Source organism: Sphingomonas sp. LY29 (assembly GCF_035593985.1).
In the GTDB taxonomy this organism is placed as follows: Bacteria; Pseudomonadota; Alphaproteobacteria; order Sphingomonadales; family Sphingomonadaceae; genus Sphingomicrobium.
The window spans coordinates 993,024-1,013,032 of the sequence record NZ_CP141587.1; the positions used below are offsets into that span (position 1 = coordinate 993,024).

The 20,009-nt window shown below is 65.6% G+C and carries 16 protein-coding genes; 6 read left to right on the plus strand and 10 right to left on the minus strand.

The genetic code is table 11. The features are described 5' to 3' along the window. Window positions 1–9: 9 nt before the first annotated feature. From SH584_RS05050 to SH584_RS05075, 6 genes are all read left to right on the plus strand, one after another. Window positions 10–462: a MaoC family dehydratase gene (locus SH584_RS05050; protein ID WP_322842265.1), complete on the plus strand. Its 453-nt coding sequence runs from the start codon at window positions 10–12 to the stop codon at window positions 460–462. After that, a complete protein-coding gene (locus SH584_RS05055; RefSeq protein ID WP_324809049.1) occupies window positions 459–1,298 on the plus strand; it encodes an HpcH/HpaI aldolase/citrate lyase family protein in 840 nt (279 codons plus the stop codon). The genes SH584_RS05050 and SH584_RS05055 overlap by 4 nt, the downstream gene beginning before the upstream one ends. Window positions 1,299–1,319: 21 nt before the next feature. Continuing rightward, window positions 1,320–2,369, plus strand: coding sequence for an NAD(P)-dependent alcohol dehydrogenase (locus SH584_RS05060; protein WP_324809050.1), 1,050 nt, complete (start codon window positions 1,320–1,322; stop codon window positions 2,367–2,369). Then, window positions 2,369–2,869: a DUF3833 family protein gene (locus SH584_RS05065; protein WP_324809051.1), complete on the plus strand. Its 501-nt coding sequence runs from the start codon at window positions 2,369–2,371 to the stop codon at window positions 2,867–2,869. Before SH584_RS05060 ends, SH584_RS05065 begins: the two co-directional genes overlap by 1 nt. Window positions 2,870–2,934: 65 nt before the next feature. Continuing rightward, window positions 2,935–4,569: an MFS transporter gene (locus SH584_RS05070; protein WP_324809053.1), complete on the plus strand. Its 1,635-nt coding sequence runs from the start codon at window positions 2,935–2,937 to the stop codon at window positions 4,567–4,569. Window positions 4,570–4,707: 138 nt separating this feature from the next. Further along, window positions 4,708–5,994 carry a L,D-transpeptidase family protein gene (locus tag SH584_RS05075; protein ID WP_322842260.1) on the plus strand — a complete coding sequence of 429 codons (1,287 nt, stop codon included), beginning with the start codon at window positions 4,708–4,710 and terminating at the stop codon, window positions 5,992–5,994. On the opposite strand, the gene SH584_RS05080 is transcribed toward SH584_RS05075, so the two are convergent. The 10 genes from SH584_RS05080 to SH584_RS05125 form a co-directional block, all read right to left on the minus strand. Then, window positions 5,988–7,358 (minus strand): alpha-amylase family glycosyl hydrolase, encoded by a 1,371-nt coding sequence (locus SH584_RS05080; protein ID WP_324809056.1) that lies wholly within the window; start codon window positions 7,356–7,358, stop codon window positions 5,988–5,990. The genes SH584_RS05075 and SH584_RS05080 overlap by 7 nt on opposite strands. After that, window positions 7,355–7,966: a bifunctional 4-hydroxy-2-oxoglutarate aldolase/2-dehydro-3-deoxy-phosphogluconate aldolase gene (eda, locus tag SH584_RS05085; protein WP_324809057.1), complete on the minus strand. Its 612-nt coding sequence runs from the start codon at window positions 7,964–7,966 to the stop codon at window positions 7,355–7,357. The genes SH584_RS05080 and eda overlap by 4 nt, the downstream gene beginning before the upstream one ends. Next, window positions 7,963–8,934, minus strand: a complete 972-nt coding sequence (gene glk / locus SH584_RS05090; RefSeq protein WP_324809058.1) for a glucokinase — start codon at window positions 8,932–8,934, stop codon at window positions 7,963–7,965. The genes eda and glk overlap by 4 nt, the downstream gene beginning before the upstream one ends. Beyond that, the gene (gene edd / locus SH584_RS05095; protein ID WP_324809059.1) at window positions 8,931–10,754 is read right to left on the minus strand and encodes a phosphogluconate dehydratase; all 1,824 of its coding nucleotides are present in this window, start codon (window positions 10,752–10,754) and stop codon (window positions 8,931–8,933) included. Before edd ends, glk begins: the two co-directional genes overlap by 4 nt. After that, the gene (pgl, locus tag SH584_RS05100) at window positions 10,751–11,452 is read right to left on the minus strand and encodes a 6-phosphogluconolactonase (RefSeq protein ID WP_324809061.1); all 702 of its coding nucleotides are present in this window, start codon (window positions 11,450–11,452) and stop codon (window positions 10,751–10,753) included. The genes edd and pgl overlap by 4 nt, the downstream gene beginning before the upstream one ends. Beyond that, complete coding sequence (zwf, locus tag SH584_RS05105) at window positions 11,445–12,902, minus strand: glucose-6-phosphate dehydrogenase (RefSeq protein WP_324809064.1); 1,458 nt, start codon at window positions 12,900–12,902, stop codon at window positions 11,445–11,447. Before zwf ends, pgl begins: the two co-directional genes overlap by 8 nt. Window positions 12,903–12,970: 68 nt before the next feature. Then, window positions 12,971–15,004, minus strand: coding sequence for a glycoside hydrolase family 97 protein (locus tag SH584_RS05110; RefSeq protein WP_324809066.1), 2,034 nt, complete (start codon window positions 15,002–15,004; stop codon window positions 12,971–12,973). Continuing rightward, window positions 14,998–16,620: an alpha-glucosidase gene (locus SH584_RS05115; protein ID WP_324809068.1), complete on the minus strand. Its 1,623-nt coding sequence runs from the start codon at window positions 16,618–16,620 to the stop codon at window positions 14,998–15,000. The genes SH584_RS05110 and SH584_RS05115 overlap by 7 nt, the downstream gene beginning before the upstream one ends. After that, entirely contained in the window at window positions 16,617–18,458 is a 1,842-nt protein-coding gene (locus tag SH584_RS05120) for an alpha-amylase family glycosyl hydrolase (protein ID WP_324809070.1), read from the minus strand. Before SH584_RS05120 ends, SH584_RS05115 begins: the two co-directional genes overlap by 4 nt. Window positions 18,459–18,472: 14 nt before the next feature. Continuing rightward, window positions 18,473–19,990, minus strand: coding sequence for a tryptophan halogenase family protein (locus tag SH584_RS05125; RefSeq protein ID WP_324809072.1), 1,518 nt, complete (start codon window positions 19,988–19,990; stop codon window positions 18,473–18,475). Between the last annotated feature and the right edge of the window lie 19 nt (window positions 19,991–20,009).

The following is a 20,009-nucleotide window of genomic DNA, read 5'->3' on the forward strand; positions in this document are numbered from 1 at the left end:
GAGAGCCGCATGGCCGGACGATATTTCGACGAGTGGCAGGTCGGCGACACGGTCGATCACGCGGTCACGCGCACGGTCACCGAAACCGATAATGTGCTGGTGTCCGCGCTGACCCACAATCCACAGCCGATGCACCTCGACCACGAAGCCGCGGCCGCGTCCGAATTCGGCAAGCCGCTGGTCAATTCGATCTACACCTTCGGCCTGATGGTCGGCGTATCGGTCGCGGACACGACACTGGGTACGCTGGTCGCCAACCTTGGGTACGACAAGCTGGTCTTCCCCGCTCCCGTGTTCGTCGGGGATACCCTGCGATCGAGCAGCGAATGCACCGGCGTCCGCGAGTCCAAGTCTCGGCCCAACGCCGGGATCGTGACGTGGCAGCACCGCAGCTTCAACCAGCGCGGCGAACTGGTGTGCGAATGCAGCCGCTCGGCGCTGCTACTGAAGAAGCCCGCATGACCGCGCATCCCGATCCGCGCAGTTGGCTGTTCGTCCCTGCCGACAGCGAGAAGAAGATCGAAAAGGCGATTGCCAGCGAAGCCGATGCGATCATCTTCGACCTGGAAGACAGCGTCGCGATCGACCGCAAGCCGGCGGCTCGCGCCATTCTGAAAGCGCTGTCGGCGCGCGAAGGCGGGCCGCGCTGGTGGGTGCGGATCAATCCGCTGCGGACCGATCACCACAAAAAGGATCTGGAGGTATTTGCCTCCGCCGACTTCGAAGGCGTCGTGCTGCCCAAGGCGGAAAGCGGGGCCGACGTGGCCGAACTGGCGCACCGCACGGGGCATTTGCCCGTCCACGCGATCGTCACCGAAACCGCTGCTAGCCTGTTCGGGCTGTTCAGCTACCGCGATTGCAAGGCGCCGCTCGCCGCGATGAGCTGGGGCGCGGAAGACCTTTCCGCCGCGCTCGGCGCGAGCGCCAAGACCGACGCCGACGGAGGTCTGTCCTTCACCTATCGGATGGCGCGCTCCCTCTGCCTCGCGGGCGCGGTCGCGGCAGGCGTGCAGCCGATCGACGGGGTCTTCGCCGATTTCCGCGACGAGGAAGGATTGCTGGCCGAAGCCCGCGCCGCCGCGCGCGAAGGATTTACCGGCAAGCTTGCGATCCACCCGGCGCAGGTCGGGCCGATCAACGCCGCCTTCACGCCGACCGATGAGGAACTGGCGCATGCGATGGCGATCATCGACGCCTTTTCGGCGCAACCCGACGCCGGGGTCCTGTCGGTGGGTGGAAAGATGGTCGATCGACCCCATCTAGTGCAGGCCGAGCGGGTGATCGCCCGCCGCCGCTGACATTCGAAAAGGGAGAACGACATGCCGACCCAAGCCAAGGGATGGGGCACCGATGCCGCCGACCAGCCATTGAAGCCGATGGAGTTCGAGCGCCGCGATCTTCGACCCGACGATGTCGCGATCCAGATCAGCCACGCGGGCATCTGCCACAGCGACCTCCACACCTGTCGCAACGATTGGGGCGGCACGCGCTACCCGGTCATTCCGGGCCACGAAATCGTCGGAACGGTCACCGAAGTCGGCGCCGACGTCACCACGCACAAGGTCGGCGATACCGTCGCGGTCGGGTGCATGGTCGACAGCTGCATGAAGTGCGACCAGTGTCTCGAGGGCTGGGAAATCTTCTGCCGCGAAGGCTGCGTCCAGACTTACAACAGCCCCGATCGCCACGACAAGACGATCAGCAAGGGCGGCTACACCGACCACATCGTCGTCCGCGATCACTTCGTCTGCAAGGTGCCCGAGGGCATGGACGTCGCGCGCGTCGCGCCGCTGCTCTGCGCCGGCATCACCACCTACTCGCCGCTGCGCCAATATGGCGTCGGCAAGGGCACCAAGGTCGCGGTGATCGGCCTCGGCGGGCTTGGCCATATGGGGGTCAAGCTGGCCGCCGCGATGGGCGCGCACGTCACGATGATCACCACGACCCCAGAAAAGGGCGAGGATGCGCGCAAGCTTGGCGCGCATGACGTGATCGTGTCGACCGACAAGGAAGCGATGAAGGCCGCAGCGACGCGCTTCGACTTCATCCTCAACACCATTCCGGTCAGCCATGAGATCGACCCGTATCTGCAGTTGCTCGGCCGATCGGGCCGAATGGTGATCGTCGGCGCGCTAACGCCGATGCCGGGCTTTACCGGCATGAACCTGATCTTCTGGAACCGCGCGGTCGGCGGATCGGCGATCGGCGGCATTCCCGAAACGCAGGAAATGCTCGATTTCTGCGCCGAGCATGACATCTATCCCGAATGCGAAACGATCCGCATGGATGAGGTCAACGAAGCCTACGAACGCCTGTTGAAGAACGACGTTCGCTATCGCTTCGTGATCGACATGGCGCACGGCCTCTGATGCGCTTCGGCGTTCTTGGCTTTGCGTTGGCGGTGGCGGCGTGCAGCGCCGCCCCGCCGGACGAGGCGCGTGCGCAAGGAGCGGCCTTTGATCCGGTCGCCTTTTTCACGGGGCGGAGCCAAGGACGCGGAACGCTTGAACAGGTAATGAAGAAGGAGCGCTCGGTCGCGGTCGAGAGCGTGGGCATGCCCGGCAAGGACGGCGTGCTGACGCTCGACCAGACAGTGAGCATCGCCGGTGACCCCCCCAAGAAGCGCAGTTGGCGGCTGCGGTCGATCGGTGGCGGACGCTATGCCGGGGCGCTGACCGATGCGACCGGTCCGGTAACCGCCGAAACCGTCGGGCGCACGATGCGCATCCGCTACCCGATGAAGGGCGGCCTGAAGGTCGAGCAATGGCTCATACCGCTTCCGGGGGGCCGCGCCGTCGACAATCGAATGACGATCACCAAGTGGGGCATGAAGGTCGCGACACTGCGCGAGCGCATCGAGAAGCGCTGACCCCTCTTTGCGCGCCCCTCCCCGCCCGCTAGGCTGAAAAGAAAAGCGTTCGGGGGAATGATCAAATGTCGGAGCAGGCCAAATCGTGGTCGATGGCGCGCGTCGTCACCGCATCGTCCGCAGGGACCGCGTTCGAATGGTATGACTTCTTCATCTTCGGATCGCTGACCCCGGTCATCGCCAAGGTCTTTCTCGCCGGGCTCGACCCGACCTCGGCGCTGATCGCGGCGCTGGCGCTGTTCGCGGTCGGCTTCGCCTTCCGGCCGCTCGGCGCGATCATCTTCGGCGCAATGGGCGACCGCGTCGGGCGCAAGGCGACCTTCCTCGCCACCGTCAGCCTGATGGGCGGCGCGACCTTCGCGATCGGCCTGCTGCCAACCTATGCGCAGGCGGGCATCATCGCGCCGATCCTGCTGATCATCCTGCGGATCTGTCAGGGCACCGCGCTTGGCGGCGAATATGGCGGTGCCGCGATCTACGTCGCCGAACACGCCGACGACGACAAACGCGGTTCGGCGACGGGCTGGATCCAGTCATCGGCGTCGATCGGCCTGCTCGCCGCGCTGTTCGTCATCGTCGTCACTCGCACGCTGGTAGGCGCGGAGGCGTTCGACGCATGGGGATGGCGCATCCCGTTCCTCCTCTCGGCGATCCTGCTCGCCATCTCGGTATGGATGCGGCTGAAGCTCTCGGAAAGCCCGGCCTTCGCCAAGCTGCGCGATGAAGGCGCGGTGTCGAAGACCCCGCTTCGCGAAGCGTTCGCACGCCGCGACAGCCTCCGCCAAGTACTGATCGCCTTCTTCGCCATCATGTGCGCGCAAGGCGCGGTCTGGTATTTCGCCTTCTTCTACATCCAGGTCTTCCTCGAAAAGTCGCTCGGAATGCCCGCGGCGACCAAGGACATGTTGCTGATCGCAATGACGCTGGTGTCGGCGCCGCTCTACGTCATGTTCGGCGCGCTCAGCGATCGGATCGGGCGAAAGCCGGTCATGCTCGGCGGCATGCTGCTCGCGCTCGCGCTTTACTTCCCGGGCTCGCATCTGATCGCGTCGTCGGTGAACCCGGCGCTGGTCGAGGCGCAGGGCAGCAGCCCTGTGACCGTCGTAACCGATACCGCGACCTGCGCGGTCCAGTTCGATCCCACCGGCACGCGCCGCTTCGACAGCGCCTGCGATATCGCCAAGAGCCTGCTGGTGGCGCGCGGCATCTCGTACGAGACCGCACCCTCCGCCGACGGCAGCACGCGGATCGCGGTGGGCCGCGGCGGACTGGACGTGGCCGACGGGGCCGCGCTCGACAATGCTGGCTTGAAGTCGCTCAAGACCGCCACCGATGCGCGCCTGAAGGAACAGCTTGTCGCCGCCGGCTATCCCGCCTCGGCCGATCCGGGCGCGACCAACTATCCGGTACTACTGGCGGTGCTGTTCCTGTTCGTCGTCGCCGCGACCGCGCTTTACGGGCCGCAGGCGGCGGCGCTGGTCGAGATGTTTCCGACCCGCGTTCGCTACACCGCGATGAGCCTGCCCTATCATATCGGCACCGGCTGGGTCGGCGGCTTCCTGCCCGTGACGGGCTTCGCGATCGTTGCGATCACGGGCGATATTTACGCGGGGCTTTGGTATCCGGTCGTCTTCACTGCCATTTCGATCGCGGCGTCGCTGTTGTTCTGGAAGGAAAAGCGCGGCCAGCCGCTCGTTTGAGGCGGCGTGGCTTTGGAGTCACAGGCGGGCACTTTGATTAGTCCAGCGTAAAGGTTAATGCAGCCGAGGTTCAGCCAAGCCGTTATAACAAGCCTGCGAATTAATCGGGGAAACGTCGTGATCTCAGCGTCCATCAGAATGTCTCTTATCGCCGTCGCGCTGGCTTCGTCGCCTGCGATCGCCAAGAAGAAGCCGGCCCCGCCGCCGCCGCCGGCCGCCCCGATCGCCTACACCCCGATCGACCGTTTCTATGCCGCGCGCCAGAATGCGCCACTGTGGGGCAACAATGTCGAGGCGCAGGCCGCGCTGGTGCAAGTCCTTCGCGAGGCTCCGCTCGACGGCTTCACCCGCGGACCCGCGCTTGCCGCTCAGATCGAGGCGGCGCGCGCCAACCCGGCCACCGCCAAGGCCGCCGACAAGATGATGTCGCAGGCGCTGATCGACTATGTCCGCTCGCTCTACACGCCCATCCCCGGGATGACCTATGGCGACAATTGGGTAAAGGCCACGCCGCCGAGCGGTGAATCGGTGCTTGCCGCCGCTGCTCGCGCGCCGTCGCTTGCGGCGCACGTTCGCACGGTGATGAACCTCAACCCGGTCTATGGGCAGCTTCGCGCCGCCGCGGTCGAGGAAGCCAAGCTTCCCGGTGGAGGACAGTCGTCGCGCCTCGCGCTCAACATGACCCGCGTCCGGTTCAAGCCGCCGTCGAACCGCTTCGTCATGGTCGACGTGCCCTCGGCGCGCCTGTGGATGTACGAGAACGGCGTGCCGGTGGATTCGATGAAGGTCGTGGTCGGCGAGAACAAGACTTCGCCCGACATGCGCACCCCGATGATTGCCAGTGTCATGTATTACACCATCTACAACCCCTACTGGCACATGCCCGACCATCTGGTCCCGAACATGGCGAAGGCCGCGCTTGCCATCGGCGGTGCGAAGGCGCTGGCCGGCAACAAGTATGAGGTCGTCGATGCCTGGTCGGCCAACCCGACCATCCTCGACGCCAACAAGGTCGACTGGAAGGGCGTCCTTGCCGGCACCACTACGGTCAAGCTTCGTCAGAAGCCGACCGGTGCCAATTCGATGGGCAAGATGAAATTCCCGTTCGAGAACGGGCTGGGCATCTACCTGCACGATACGCCCAAGAAGGAATATTTCAAGCTCGACAACCGTGCTAAGAGTAACGGCTGCATCCGGCTTGAGCGCGCGCAGGACTTCGGCACGTGGATGATGCGCCGTCCGGCCAACCCGGACGCGACCACGGCGGAACTGACTGTTCCGTTCCCGCAGGGCGTGCCGGTCTACGTCACCTATCTGACGGCGCTGCCCGAGGACGGGAAGATCGCCTATCACAAGGATATTTACGGCTACGACAGCGCCGCAATGGGCGCTGCGGCAACCGCTACGGCCGTCGTCGGTCAGTAACGGCGGGTAAACACCCGGGTCGACCAGGGGGCTAGCGTTACGCTGGCCCCCTTTTCGATTCTGGCGACCCCGCCGCCTTTTTCGGTCCACTGGCCGGGGTGCGGCACCTCTTCCAGCGTCACCGTCTTCGGCTGGTCGCTGTAATTCTGCGCGACGAACACCGCGTCGCCGTCCTTGGCGCGGACAAAGCTGAACACGCGCTGCGAATCCGTGCTCTTCACGTGCACCATCCGTGCACCCCACGGCGCATTGTCGAGCGCGGGATGCGCCTTGCGGAACGCAATCCAGTCGCGGATCAACGCGCCATTGGGATGGACCTTCCACACGATCGGATCGCGTTCGAAGAACTTCAGTCTTTTGTCGTTGCCGGCCTCCTGACCATTATAGACCAGCGGAATTCCTTCGGACGTGAACAGCAGCGCGAAGGCGTTGGGAAGCGCCTTGCCGAACCGTTCAAATTCGGTCCCCGCCCAGGCATTCTCGTCATGGTTGGAGGTGAAGATCATGCGCTGCGCGCCGGTCGGCCACGCGCTCTCATTCTCTGAATAATAGCCGTAGAGCGCGCCGGTATCGGCCTCGCCCTTGGCGATCTTCATCACCGCCTCCGCCCAGGCCCAGCCGTAACTGGAATCGAACGAGGTCATGTGGAGGTCGCGATGATTGAATTCGCCGAGCATCCACACCGGCTTGATCGCATTGAGGTCGCGGCGGACATCGGTCCAGAAGTCGGGCGGGACATATCCCGCGACGTCGGCGCGAAAGCCATCGACCCCCGCTTCGCGGACCCAAAATGCCATGCTTGTCGCCATGTAGCGGCGCAGCGGCTCCTTCGAATAATCAAAGTCGACAATGTCCGACCAGTCCCACCACGGGGTCGACCGATTGGCGCCCTTCCAGTCTGTTTCGTACCAGTCGGGATGCTGCTTCTTCAGCGGATTGTCCCACGCCGAGTGATTGGCGACCCAGTCGAGCACGACGTGCATCCCCTGCGTGTGCGCCGCGGCGGTGAAGGCCTTCAGATCGGCCATCGTCCCGAGCGCCGGGTTGACCGCGCGATAGTCGCGGACGCTGTAGGGGCTACCCAGCGTTCCCTTTCGGTTTTCGACCCCGATCGGATGGATCGGCATCAGCCACAGGATATCGACACCCATCTTCTTGAGCCGCGGGATTTCGCGCGTCGCTGCCTTGAGTGTGCCGTCCTTGGTGAATTGCCGGGTGTTGACCTGATAGATGATCGCCTTTCGCGACCAGACCGGATGCGACACGCCCTCGAAGCTTTCGGGGGCGTAGGGGCTCGCCGGCGCCTGCGCGGCGACAGGGACGGCGGTTAGCAGCAGCGCGGCGGCGAACGCGGCGCGGATCATCGGCCAAGCTCCGACGCCTGGGCCGCGCGTGCCGCGATCGCGGACAGGTCGGTTTCGCCCGCCTTGTAAATCCAGCTTCCGCCGACACACAGCACAGCGGGATCGGCCAGCCACGTTGGCGCGCTCTGCGCGGTGATGCCGCCGGTCGGGCAGAAGCGAATGTCGCCGAATGGGCCGGTCAGCGCTTTCAGTGCGGCCAGGCCGCCGGCAGCTTCCGCCGGAAAGAATTTGAACCGGTCCAGCCCCATGTCACGCCCCCTCATGATATCGCCCGCGTTCGCGACGCCAGGCAGGAACGGGACGCCGGAAGCGATCGCCGCGCTCCCCAGTCGTTCGGTCAGCCCAGGCGACACGATGAACTCGGCCCCGGCGGAAATCGCCTCGCCCAAATGCTTCTCGTCGAGCACAGTACCCGCCCCGACGATCGCCCCATCGACGGTGCGCATCTGCTCGATCGACCGGAGTGCTTGCGGAGTCCGAAGCGTGATCTCGAGCACCGGCAGGCCATGATCGACGAGCGTCTGTGCCAGCGCGACCGGATCGACCGAATCATCGAGCACGAGCACGGGAATGACCGGCGCCCGGCGCATGATGTCGTCGATCGTCATGGATGGTCTTTCGCGAACGCGGCCGCGGCTCCGTACAGGCCGGGCTGAGGATGGGTGATCAGCTTGACCGGGATCGCTTCCATGCGGCGTTCGAAACGGCCTTTGGCGATGAAGCGGTCGGCAAAGCCCGACGAGGCGAAGCGGTCCTTGAGGCGATAGCCAAGCCCGCCCGCGATCACGACGGCGTTGGCACCGTGCGCGAGCGCGGCGTCACCCGCCACCGCGCCGAGCGACAGAAAGAAGCGGTCGAGCGCAGCGGCCGCGAGCGGGTCCGCACCTTCCAGCGCGGCCGCCCACAGTGCCTTGTCGTCGGGATGCTGGACGGCCTTTTCCTCGATCGACGCGAGCGCGTTGTAGATGTTGACGAGGCCAGAGCCGCAGACGACGCGTTCGACCGATACGCGCCGGAAACCGCGACGAAGATAGGCGAGGATCTTGTCCTCCAGCGTGTCGAGCGGGGCAAAGTCGACGTGGCCGCCTTCGGTCTCGATGACGTGATAGCCGCCGGCCGCTTTCAACAGTTGCGCGACGCCGAGTCCCGTCCCGGGTCCGACGATGCTGGTGATGCCCGCGGTCGGCAACGGGCCTTCCGGGCCGCAGAGGTGACTGAAATGATCATCGTCGAACTGAGCAACGGCGTGGGCGATCGCCCCGAAGTCGTTGACAATGACATAGTTGTCGACGCCGAGTTTCTCGCGCATCAGCGCGGGGCGGATGACCCACGGATTGTTGGTCAGCTTGAGGACGTCGCCGCCGACCGGGCCGGCAAAGGCCATGCCGATTGCCGAGGGCACCTTGCCGCCGACTTGCGAGACGAATTCCTGCCACGCAGTCTGAAAGCTGGCGTGTTCGCTAGTCTTCAGCGTTATCGGTTCGCCCAGCGCGGCGACGCGGCCGCCCTCGATCGTCGCCAAGGCGAAGCGGGCGTGGGTTCCGCCGATATCGGCGACGGCAATCTCGCGGCTCATGACAGCGCATCCATCGAAGCAAGCATCGCCGACGCACCGGCCTCGGCCTCGTCGGCGCCGTGACGCATGAAGGCGAACAGTTCGCGGCCCGTGCCGACGGGCGGCGGTGGCAGCGCGGCGGGCTCGCGGGTCGACAGGTCGACGCCCACGGCCTCGAGCGTTCCGGTGGGCGCACAGACTCGGACGATGTCGCCGTCGCGAAGCTGCGATAGCGGTCCGCCGCCGAGGGCCTCGGGGCAACAATGGATCGCCGCCGGCACCTTGCCGCTTGCACCCGACATGCGACCGTCGGTGACCAGCGCAACGCGGAAACCCTTGTCCTGAAGGACGCCGAGCGGTGGAGTCAGCTTGTGCAGTTCGGGCATGCCGTTGGCGCGCGGGCCCTGGAAGCGGACCACGACCACAACGTCGCGCTCGAGTTCGCCAGCCTTGAAGGCGGCCAGCACTTCGTTCTGGTCGGCGAAGATCCGCGCGGGCGCCTCGATCGTCCAGCGCTCGGGCGCGACCGCACTCGTCTTGACGATCGCTCGGCCGAGATTGCCGGTCAGCAATCGCATTCCGCCGTCGGCGAGGAAGGGATTGGCGACGTCGCGAAGCATCTCCGGATTGCGGGTCGCTTCGACCGGCTTCCAGTCGATACGGTCCTCGGCCAGGTCGGGCATCGTCGCGAAAGCTGCGAAGTCGTCGGCACCCGCGGCAAGGATGTCGCCGTGGAGCAGGCCCGCCTCCAGCAGCGTGCGTGTCACGAACGCCATGCCGCCGGCTTGGTGGAAGTCATTCACGTCGCCCGATCCGTTCGGATAGACGCGCGCGATCAGGGGCACCGCGGCGGACATTTCGTCGAGGTCCTGCCAGTCGATGCGGATGCCTGCCGCGCGGGCGATGGCTGGAATATGAATGGCGTGATTGGTCGATCCGCCGGTGGCGAGCAGTCCGACCGCTGCATTGACGATCGCACGCTCGTCGACGACCTGGCCCAACGGCCGGGTCTTGGTCTTGGCGAGATCGGCGAGGCGATGGACCGCCAGCCGCGTCAGCGCCTGGCGAAGCGGCGTGCCCGGATTGACGAAGGCGGCGCCGGGAATGTGAAGTCCCATCAGCTCCATCATCATCTGGTTCGAATTGGCGGTGCCGTAGAAGGTGCAGGTGCCGGCACCGTGGTAGGACGCGGCCTCGGCGGCGAGCAGTTCCTCCTTGGTCGCCTTGCCTTCAGCGAAGAGCTGGCGGACCCGCTGCTTCTCTTTGTTGGCGAGCCCCGATGGCATTGGCCCGGCCGGGATCAGCAGCGCCGGTAGATGACCAAACCGCAGCGCGCCCATCAATAGGCCCGGGACGATCTTGTCGCAGATGCCAAGCATCGCGACGCCTTCGAACATGCCGTGGCTGAGCGCGATCGCGGTCGACAGCGCGATGACGTCGCGGCTGAACAGCGACAGGTCCATCCCTGGCTGTCCCTGCGTGACCCCATCGCACATGGCGGGCGTTCCGCCCGCGACCTGGGCCGTCGCGCCGACTTCGCGCGCGAAGATTTTCATCTGCTCCGGGTAGCGGCCGTAGGGCTGATGCGCCGAGAGCATGTCGTTATAAGCGGTGACGATGCCGATGTTCGGGCCGCGAAGCCCGCGGATCGCGTCCTTGTCCTCGCCCGCCGCCGCGAAGCCGTGCGCGAAATTCCCGCACGACAGTCGCGGCCGGTCGATCCCGCGCTCGCCTTCCTCGCGCATCAGCGAAAGGTAGCGCGTCCGCGATGGCTTCGACCGTTCAATGATCCGGTCGGTGATCGCGGCGATCCGCGGGTCGAGGCGCGGGACAGCGGTCATGGATACCAGTGAATGTCGATCGGCTGTTCGGCCTCCGCCAGCACGCGGCCGATCGGCAGCTTCGAGGAATGACCGTCGGCGATCGCCTGCTCAAGCAGGTCGCGCTTGTCCTGGCCGCTGACGGTGATCAGGATGGTGCGCGCCGACAGGATCGCGGCGCGGGTCAGCGTCACGCGCGCAACCGGCGCTTCCGCCGGCATCGGATCGGGCATCACGCCGACGGCCCGGCGCGCCTTGGGAGCGTTGAGCGCATCGTCGAGGTCGGGCCCTGCGAAAATCGACGCGGTGTGCCCGTCCTTGCCCATGCCCAGCCAGACGAGATCGGGCGGCCACGGCAGGTCCTGCAGGCGAGCGTCGGCGGAGTTCCCGGCCAGCTTGTAATCGGCGATGTCGGCGGTGATCGGCACCACGCGCGCACCGCTGGGCAGGAACGCCTTGGCGAGCGCGCGAACATTGCTCAGCTCATTGTCCATGGGGACGAGGCGCTCGTCGCCCGGAATGATCGTCACGCGCTTCCACGGCAGGTCGGCGGCGGCGAGGCGCGAGTAGACCGGCAACGGGGTCTTTCCACCCGGCAGCGCGAGCAGCGCCGAATTGCGCGCGTCGATCGCGCTTTCGACGATGAAGCCGATATCGCCGGCGACCGCGTCGGCCATCTCCTCGGCACTGTCATAGTCCCACCATTCGGCCTCAATCATGCCATTCAACTCCATTTTTCTTGGTCAGGGCGAGCGCGGACTTGGGTCCCCAGCTGCCCGATTCATATTCTTGCGGCGTCGCGCCGGTCGCGGCCCAGGCGGCGCGGACCCCGTCGATCCACTGCCACTGCGCCTCAACCTCGTCGCGTCGTACGAACAAGGTGGGGTCGCCGTCGATCAAGTCCAGCAACAATCGTTCGTAGGCGATGCGGCGGCGATGATCGGCAAAGGCGTTGGCCATGCCGACATCCAGCGGCACTTCCCGCAAGCGGATGCCGTCGCGGTCGAGCCCCGGGGTCTTGGCCATCACCAACAGGCGGATATTTTCCTCGGGCTGGATTGAGATCAGCAGCTTGTTGGCCTTGGTATGCGCTCCGCGCTTGGCGAAAATCGAATGGGGGACACATCTGAACTGGATGAAGATCTCGGTCCGGCGGGTCGGCATGCGCTTGCCCGTGCGCAGGTAGAAAGGCACCCCCGCCCAGCGCCAATTGTCGACATGCGCCTTGAGCGCGACGTAGGTTTCGGTCGTCGATGGCTGGCCGAGTTCGTCGAGGTAACCGCGCACCGGCGACCCATCGACCTTGCCCGCACCATATTGCCCGGTGACGACATGATCGGCGACGTCGTCGGCAGTGATCGGACGCAGCGAGCGAAGCACCTTGACCTTCTCATCGCGGACCGAGGTCGCGTCAAAGTCGGCGGGCGGCTCCATCGCCACCAGCGCGAGCAGCTGGAGCATGTGGTTCTGCACCATGTCGCGAAGCGCACCGGCGCCATCGTAATAGCCGGCACGTCCTTCCAGCCCGACAGTCTCCGCGACGCTGATCTGGACATGGTCGATGTGCGCCGAGTTCCACAGCGGCTCGAACGCCGAATTGGCGAAGCGCAGCGCCAGCAGGTTCTGGACCGTCTCCTTGCCGAGGTAATGGTCGATGCGGAACGTCCGCTCCTCTGGGAATGCGGCGACGACGGCGTCGTTGATCTCGCGGCTGGACGCGAGATCAGTGCCGAGCGGCTTTTCGAGCGCGAGACGGACGCGCTCGCCGGTCAGGCCGGCGGAGGCAAGCCCGTCGATCGTCGCCTTGAACAGCGAGGGTGCGGTCGACAGGAAGATGGCGAGGCCCTTCGTCGGATCGACCCGCTCGGCCAGTCGGGCAAAGCCCTCGATCTTGGTCGCATCGAGCGTGACGTAGGACAATCGCGATGCGAACGCCCGGGCCACCTTCTCGTCGAAGAAATCCTTCGGGACGTGCTCGGCCAGCGCCTCGAGCGCCGAGGCGCGGAATTGCTCGTCGTCCAACTCGCTTCGCGCGGTGCCGACGATCGTCAGCCCCTCAGGCAGCAGTCCGTCGGCATGAAGGCCGTAGAGCGACGGCAGCAGCATCCGGTGCGACAGGTCGCCGGTCGCACCGAACAGCAGCAGCGTGGAGACTTTATCGGCGGCCATGACGTCTCCCTAGCCCTTACCGGCCCGACTTGCGAAGCCTGTCTTGCGCAGCCGTGCGATGACCGGCCTTAGCGCCGCGACGGCGCGGCGAGGCGAACCGCGAAGCCGCCCCCCGGCGCCATCGCGATCGACAAGGCGTCGCCACGGCGGACCTGGCGCTGTTCGACGACCATGTCCTTGCCCTTGGCGCCTGCCTCGGCGGTCGGCCCGTCTCGATAGATGGTCGCAGTGTAGCGCTTGCCGGCCGGCAGGAAGTCGAGCTTCACGATAGCGCCGCGTGCTGCCTCGTCGGTGACGCCGCCGACATACCAGTCGTCGCTGCCACGATCCTTGCGCGCGACGACGACATGATCGCCGATCGCGCCCGACACGACGCGGGTTTCGTCCCAATCGACCGGCACCTGCTTGATGAACTGGAACGCGACCGGCGCGGCCTCGTAATTCTCCTGCAGGTCGGCCGCCATCTGCACTGGCGAATAGACGACGACGTAAAGCGCAAGCTGACGAGCCAGGGTCGACAGGATGTCGGTGTTACCACGCCCCTTCAGGCTGACGATGCCCGGCGTATAGTCCATCGGTCCTGCCATCAGGCGGGTGAAGAACAATTCGGTGTCGTAGCGCGGCGGGTTCTTGGGCTCGCCCCACGCGTTATATTCCATGCCCCGCTGGCCTTCGCGACTGACCCAGTTGGGATAGGTGCGGCGAAGCCCGCTGTCCTTGATCGGCTCATGCGCGTTGACCGCGATGCGGCGCTTGGCGGCTTCGGTCACAACCTTCAGGTGGTGGCGGGCCATTACCTGGCCTTCGTGCCATTCGAAGCGGATGCGGCCGTCGGGGCCCTTCGCCTGCACGCCGCCCGCGTCGGAGACATAGCCCGTCTTCACCGCGTCGATGCCGAGGCTGCGATAGTAGTCGAAGCCCGCTTCCATCTGGCTTTCGTAATGGGCGATGTTGGCCGAAGTTTCGTGGTGCCCGATCAGGTGGACGCCCTTCGACCTCGCGTAAGCGGCGATGCGCGGCATGTCGAAATCGGGATAGGGCTTGGTGAAGCTGAATTCCTGCCCGTTCGCGAACCAGTCGCCGTCCCAGCCGACGTTCCAGCCTTCGACCAGCATTCCGGGGATGCCGTTGGCTGAGGCGAAGTCGATAAGCTTGAGCGCGTTGGCGGTAGTCGCGCCATGCTTCGGGCCCGATGCCCAGCTCTGCGTTTCGAGGTGCATGCCCCACCAGATGCCGACGTACTTTCGGGGGGTGACCCAGCTGACGTCGCCAAGCTTGTTCGGTTCGTTGAGGTTCATCACCATGTTGCGCGCGGCGTATAGCGAGGGCGCATCGGGAGCGATGGTGACCATCCGCCACGGGGTAGTGAAGGCGCCAGTGCGGCTGACCTTTGCACCGGTCGACGACGGCGTCAGCACGGCCTTGAGCAACGTGCCTTCGGCGCGCGCGACGTTCATACCCGAATAGTCGACCAGCGCGGCCTCGTGGAGCGACACGTGCGTTCCGTCGGCGAGCACCATCGTCAGCGGCGTCTGCGCGGTGCCGATGCCGCTGACCTGCGTGGCGTTGTAAAGATATTCCTCGCGGTTGCTTTCAAACGCGGGCGCCCACCACGCGCGGCCGTCGCTCGCCATGCGGAACTGGGTCAGTTCCTCGGCGATGTTTGTGGTGCGGTTCGCGGGCACGCCGTCGAACCGGTAGCGGAAGCCGATGCCGTCGTCATAGGCACGGAATTCAAGTGCGATCGACCGCTTCAGGCCGGTCTTCTCGCGCATCGACACCGTCATCGCCTCATAGTGGTCGCGGACGGTTCGGTCCTCGCCCCACGGCGTGCGCCAGCGCTCGTCATGGTCACGGCGATCGGTGCGGACGACTTCGAAATTGCGGAGCATCTGCGGCTGGTCGGTGAACAGGAAGCCGAGCTGGCTGTCGGCCACGACCGGCTTGCCGCGACGGTCGATGCGATACTGCATCCGGCCTTCGCCGTTCAGCGTCATCGTCACCTTGAGCACGCGGCCTGGCGAGTCCAGCGTGACGGTCTGCGCGGCGGCGGGGAGCGCCACCAGCATCAGGGCGAGTGCGGCGAGCAGTCGTTTCAACATTTGACGATGTATCCTGAAGCTGGAGGCAGAGTGGAGGACGAAGGATCGGCACCGCCGGTGGCGATTAGTGGCGTTCCACCGGGTGCGGGAAAGTCGGACGCGGAACCGCCGAGGTTGACGACGCACAGCAAGCGATCGCCATCGAGCGTTCGTTCGAAGGCGACGATCCCCGATCCGGCGCTCTCGCGAACGGCAATCGCCCCTTCGCGAAGCGCGGCCTGGTCCTTGCGAAGCGCGACAAGCTTACGCGTCCAGGCGAGGATGGAATTGGCATCCGCCTCCTGCGTGGCGACGTTGAGCGGGCGATGCTCGGCGGCGAGCGGAAGCCAGGGCTTGTCGCTACCGAAACCGCCGTCCCTTGCATCGCTCCACGGCATCGGCGTGCGCGCGCCGTCGCGGCCGAGCGTCTGCGGCCAGTTGGCGACTGCTTCGGGGTCCTGAAGCGCTTCGAACGGAACGTCGGCCTGTGGCAAGCCGAGTTCTTCGCCCTGGTAGAGGATCACGTTTCCGCGAAGCGCCATCAGCAGCATCAGGGCGGCGCGGACATGTGCGTCGCGGTGATCGGCATCCCACCAGCGCGACGCGAAACGCGGCGCGTCGTGATTGGAAAAGGCCCAGCTCGGCCACCCCTCGCCTTCGCTTCCCGGCCACTGCGCGATTGCGTTGCGGACGACATCGGGCGTCAGTTGCTCGGCGTAAAGGTAGTCGAAGCCGTAGGCGCTGTTGAGACGCGCCGGCCCGTGCGTGAAATCCTTCATCTCGCGCGCCGCCTGCTCGCCCCCCACCTCGGCCATGGTGAAGCGCGCGTCGTAGCGGTCGGTCAGATCGCGGATGCGCTCGACGAAGCGCGGAAGGTCGGCGTGGCTCTGATTATGGAAATGATGCTGCAGGTCGAACGGTCGCGTTCGCTTGGCCGGGTTCGCGACCGGCGGATTGTCGGTCAGCGCCGGATCATGCATCGCGAAGTTGAGCGCGTCGAGGCGGAAGCCATCGACCCCGCGGTCGAGCCAGAAGCGGGCCACGTCGAGCAGCGCATCCTGCACCTCCACATTGTGGACGTTGAGCTGCGGCTGCTCCTTCAGGAAGCTGTGGTGGTAATATTGCTCGCGACGCGCGTCCCACGTCCACGACGGTCCGCCGAATACCGACTGCCAATTGTTGGGCGGCGATCCGTCCGCTTTCGGGTCGGCCCAAACATACCAGTCTGCCCTGGGATTATCGCGCGACGAGCGGCTTTCCACGAACCACGGGTGAAGGTCGCTGCTGTGCGAATAGACCTGGTCGATCAGGATCTTCAGCCCAAACCCGTGCGCGCGAGCGACGAGCTCGTCGAAATCGGCGAGCGTTCCGAAGATCGGGTCGACGTCGCGATAATCGGCGACGTCGTAACCGAAATCCTTCATCGGCGAGGTGAAGAAGGGCGACACCCACACCGCGTCGCAGCCGAGATTGGCGATGTGATCGAGATGCGCGGTGACGCCGCGAAGATCGCCGATGCCGTCGCCGTTGGTGTCGGCAAAGCTGCGCGGATACACCTGGTAGATGACCGCGCCCTTCCACCACGGAGAACGGGCAGTAGCGGCGACATCACGCAACAAGGTCGAACTGCTGCTCATCGCGCGGCGCACACCGCATAGCCGAGCGCGGGCAGCGTGATGCCGAGCACACCCGGAGCAGACGCGTTCGTCGCACACTGGCCCGCCAAGGCCGAGAATTGCGTGCTGCCGACCTCGACGCGCACATTCTGAGTCAGTGTCTCGGTCGAAGTGTTGAACACGAGCAGCACTTCCTTGCCCGTGGTCGGATCGAAGCGCGACACCGCGAACAGGCCGGGCCCGTCGCCGGCGTGGCGGAGCAATTGGCGACCGCGCGTCAATGCGGGGGTCGAAGTGCGCAGTCGCGAAAGCACGCCGATGGTCCGATAGAGAGGATGCGCGGTGTCGAAGTTGGCGGTCGCGGTGGTCGCCGCGGTGCCGATCAGCTTGTTGTCATTGTAGACCGCGACCTTGCTGGGGAACATGTCCTCGCGCGAATCCTGGTCGCCGCCGTCGCCGGCAAAGCCTTGTTCGTCGCCGCTGTAGATCGTCGGCACCCCGCGCAACGTGAGCAGCATGGCATGCGCGAGGATCGAGCGGTTGAGCTGCTCCTCGTCGGTCGCCTGCGGGAAGCCCGTGCGGATCGCGTGGCCGACGCGGCCCATGTCGTGGTTGCCAAGGAAGGTCGGCAGCCGACGCGCGGTCTCGTCGCCGCCCTTGTAGAGCGGATCGACGTGGAACAGGCCGGCCAACGTGCTGGTCGGCGCCTTGCCCGCGACCACCGCCTTCACCGCGGCGGCGAAGGCGAAATCGAGTGTGGTCGGAAGTCCGTCGCGAACGGTGTGGATCGCGGTGAACGCCGGGTCGACGGCGTCGGTGTAGACTTCTCCGAAGATGTGGAAATTCGGAATGCCGCGCGCCTTTGCCCGCGCGATCATCGCCGGCGCGAAGGCTTGCCAGAATTCGGGGTTCACATGGCGCGCGGTGTCGATGCGGAAGCCGTCGATGCCGTAGCGGTCGATCCACTCGCCATAGATGTCGATCATCCCCTGAACGACGCGCGGATGCTCGGTGAACAGATCGTCGAGTCCGACGAAATCGCCCATCGTCGAGCTTTCGTTGCGGAACAGCGTGTCGCCGCGATTGTGATAGTAGATCGGATTGTTGAGCCATGACGGCTTCTTCACCGACCGTTCGGCCGACGGGACGCGGACGGTGTAGGCCCAGTTGGGATCGGTCAGCCGCGCGAAATTATCCGTGGTTCGCACGCGGTCGCCAGCGAAACCCGGATTGATCGCGGCGCCCTTCGGCCCGCCTTTGCGCTGATAGGGATAGTCGGCGATCGAGCGATAGGCGCATTCGCCCGTTCCCGCGCATTCGGCGAGCTGGATCACGTCGGCAGTGTGATTGGTGATGATGTCCATGAAGACCTTCATCCCGCGCGCATGCGCTGCATCGACCAGCGCCTTGAAATCGGCGTTGGTGCCAAGGTGCGGATCGACCGAGGTGAAATCGGTGATCCAGTAGCCGTGGTAACCCGCGCTCTCCTTGCCCTTCGCGCCCTGCACCGGCTTGTTCTTGAAGATCGGCGCGACCCAGACCGCGGTCACACCCATGCCCTGGATATAGTCGAGGCGCTTGGTCAGCCCCTTAAGGTCGCCGCCGTGGAAAAAGCCCTTGGCGGTGGGATCGAAGCCATGTGCAAGCCGATCGCCGCGAAGCCCGCCGCGGTCGTTGGCGGTGTCGCCGTTCTCGAACCGATCGGGCAGCAGGAAGTAGATCACCTCGTCTTCGGGCAAGCGAGCGCGGACCGAGTCCGCCGGCGACTGCGCGCGGGCCTGACCGACCAAAGCACCGGCCACCAGGGCGCCGAGCGCGATGCCGAGAGCCGTTCGAGCGCCGCAAAGCTTCATTGCCATTCCTTTTCCTTGGGTCATGCCGCGATGCCGGCGGCGGCCGAGTGTCGCGCGATGAAGTCGGCGTGGCTCGGCATTTGCGCGACTTCGCGCTCGATCAGCTTTTCCCAGATCGACATGTAATCGCCCAGTTCGCGCTCCCCGATCGTGTCGGCCAACGGATGATGCGCGGTCGGCACGATCCCCTGCCCGACCAGTACCTGCAGCCAGCCGACCTCGGTGAAGAGTTCATCATGCTCGCGCGCGATCGTGCCGTTCGCGCGGAACAGCGCAATGCGATGCGCCAGCGCCTCGGGAATTTCCATGTTCGCGCAGTGGCGCCAGAAGGCCGACGTCTCGGGCACCGTCGCCTTGTAATGCAGGACAAGGAAATCGCGGATCGTGCGATATTCGAAATCGGTCTGGCGGTTATACTCTTCCGGCACCGAGGGATCGAACGACCCCCGCGGAAGCATCTTGATCAGGCGCGACAGTCCGCTCTGGATCATGTGGATGCTGGTCGATTCCAGCGGCTCCATGAAGCCGCTCGACAGCCCGAGCGCGACGACATTGCGATTCCACGCCTTGCGCCGTTTTCCGGTGACGAACCGCAATGGCCGTGGATCGGCTTGCGGTGCTCCGTCGAGATTGGCGAGCAGCGTTTCCGCCGCCTCGTCGTCCGAGATGAACTCGCTGCAATAGACATAGCCGTTGCCGATGCGGTGCTGCAGCGGGATGCGCCACTGCCACCCCGCCTTGCGCGCGGTCGATCGCGTGTAGGGCGTGAAGCCGCCGCCGCTGTCGCAGGGGACGGCCATCGCGCGGTTGCACGGCAGCCACTGCGACCAATCCTCGTAGCCGGTCTGGAGCGCTTGCTCGATCAACAGTCCGCGGAAGCCCGAGCTATCGACGAACAAGTCTGCGGCGACCTTGCGATCGCCTTCGAGCGTGACCGCGGACACTCGCCCCGTCTCTCCGTCGAGCGAGACGTCGACGACCTTGCCCTCGATGCGCTCGACGCCCTGCGCCTCCGCGCGTGCGCGCAGGAAGCGGGCGTAGAGGCCGGCGTCGAAGTGGAAGGCGTAGGGCATTGCCGGCAGTTGCGTCGACGTACGCGGATCGGCGCGTTGCATCTTAAGCGCGCGCGCGGCGACTTCGTTGAGGCTGTAGCGGTCGAGTGGCCCGGCCAGGCCAAGCGCCTGAGCCCGGTGCCAATAATGCTGGAAGGGGACGATGCCGACCCCGCGTCCGACTTCACCGAACGCGTGCATGTAGCGCGAGCCCGGACCCGACCAGTCGACGAATTCGATGCCCAGCTTGTAGGTGCCCTGCGTGGCACGCAGGAACTCGTCCTCGTCGATGCCAAGCGCCTGGTTGAACAGGCGAATCTGCGGGATGGTCGCTTCGCCGACGCCGACGGTCCCGATTTCCTCGGACTCGATCAGGCGGACGCGATAACCGGCGGGAATGAATTGCGACAGGATGGCCGCCGCCATCCAGCCGGCGGTACCGCCGCCGACGATCAGGATATCGGTATGGGGTTCCTGCTTGCTCAACGCACGTCCGTTCGATGGT